Annotated in this window: 2 protein-coding genes; both read left to right on the top strand. The window is 44.2% G+C overall.

Features of this window, described 5'->3' with window-relative positions; genetic code table 11:
• The first annotated feature begins 156 nt into the window (after positions 1-156).
• Positions 157-708, top strand: coding sequence for a dTDP-4-dehydrorhamnose 3,5-epimerase (gene rfbC, locus JX312_RS12860; protein ID WP_123407511.1), 552 nt, complete (start codon positions 157-159; stop codon positions 706-708).
• A 38-nt stretch (positions 709-746) separates the two neighbouring features.
• Positions 747-1,877 (top strand): dTDP-glucose 4,6-dehydratase, encoded by a 1,131-nt coding sequence (locus JX312_RS12855; protein WP_204458317.1) that lies wholly within the window; start codon positions 747-749, stop codon positions 1,875-1,877.
• The last annotated feature ends 115 nt before the right edge of the window (positions 1,878-1,992 follow it).

The raw sequence follows: 1,992 nt of genomic DNA, 5'->3' as shown, positions 1-1,992 counted from the left end.
GTCGCAATGTGGAAATTGCTCCTTTCTCAACTCGCTGAAATCCNTCAAAAATCCATCATTATGCCAACCTAAGTTAAAAGTAAACACACTCTAAGAAACATGTCATCCACAAAATTACAAAAAAATTATTAAATTTGCATTTCAAACGAAAATAAGATGGAAATTATAAAACCTGAAATAGAGGGATTGCTGATATTGCGTCCCAGAATCTTTACGGATGCCCGCGGATATTTCTTTGAAAGTTATAGCAAAAAATGTTTTGACGAGGCTGTCGGATATCCGGTTGAATTCGTTCAGGACAATCAGTCTAAATCAAGCTATGGTGTTGTTAGGGGTCTTCATTTCCAACGTCCTCCGTTCGCACAGGCTAAACTCGTTAGATGTATAAAGGGAAAAGTGCTTGATGTGGCTGTCGACCTGCGCCGGGATTCACCTACATTTGGTCAGCATGTAGCTGTTGAGCTTTCGGAAGAGAACAATGTGCAGTTCTTTATTCCGCGAGGTTTCGCGCATGGGTTCTCAGTGCTCAGCGAGGAGGCTGTATTCCAATACAAATGCGATAATTATTATGCTCCTCATGCCGATGGAGGAATCTCACTGAATGACGAGACACTTGGCATCGACTGGAAAATAGCACCTGCTGATATGATTCTGTCAGAAAAGGATTCCGCTCATCCCATGTTGAGTGAGATAATATCACCATTCTGATTGTTATAATATTAGACATATATAAAAACAAGATAAAAATGAAGAACATTCTTATTACCGGCGGCGCCGGGTTCATCGGTTCGCACGTAGTGCGTCTTTTCGTGAACAAATATCCTGATTATAAGATTGTGAACCTTGACAAACTCACATATGCGGGGAATCTCGCCAATCTCAAGGATATCGAGGACAAACCGAATTATAAATTCATAAAGGGGGATATCTCAGATCTGGAAGAGATGAGGAGGATAATCCGTGACAACGGAATCACCGGTATCATCCACCTTGCGGCGGAGAGCCATGTGGACAGGTCCATAAAAGATCCGTTCACTTTCGCACGGACCAATGTGATGGGTACGCTCGCACTTCTCCAGGCGGCAAAAGAATATTGGGAATCCTTGCCGGAAAGATATGAAGGGAAGCTTTTTTATCATATCTCGACGGATGAGGTATATGGCGCTCTGGAACTCACAAATCCGGAAGGCATCGAATCGCCGTTCAGCACAACAGCCTCTTCCGAGCATCATCATGCCTACGGCACAGATTTCTTCCTTGAGACGACAAAGTATAATCCACATTCTCCATATTCGGCATCAAAGGCTTCGAGCGACCATTTCGTTCGTGCGTATCACGACACATACGGGATGCCGACACTTGTTACCAACTGTTCCAACAATTACGGTCCGTATCAGTTCCCCGAAAAGCTTATTCCTCTTTTCATAAATAATATACGCCACCGCAAGCCATTGCCGGTGTATGGAAAAGGGGAGAACGTGCGCGACTGGCTGTTTGTCGAGGATCACGCACGAGCCATCGATCTTATATATCACAAAGGGAAAGTGGCTGAGACATATAACATCGGAGGTTTCAACGAATGGAAGAATATAGACATAATAAAGGTTGTGATAAAGACTGTAGATCGTCTTCTCGGCAACCCGGAAGGATATAGCGACGAACTGATCACTTATGTCACTGACCGTCTGGGTCACGACATGCGTTATGCTATCGATTCCCGCAAGCTTCAGAAAGAACTTGGGTGGGAACCATCCCTGCAGTTTGAAGAGGGCATCGAGAAAACAGTCAAATGGTATCTCGACAATCAGGAGTGGATGGATAATATCACTTCAGGCGATTATGAGAGATATTATGAGGATATGTACAGCAAACGCTGATTGTCAGTGCGCGTAATGCCACGTTATTGCAGATAATCGAGGATGTGTCATAATAGCCCGTCTGGGTCGTTGGCTGAATGATTCGGCTTCGGTCATTGACGAAAGTCAACTCCCT

Origin of the sequence: Barnesiella sp. CU968 (assembly GCF_905219685.1) — a bacterium.
GTDB lineage: Bacteria > Bacteroidota > Bacteroidia > Bacteroidales > Muribaculaceae > Lepagella > Lepagella muris_A.
This window is presented reverse-complemented; position numbering and strand designations above follow the sequence as displayed.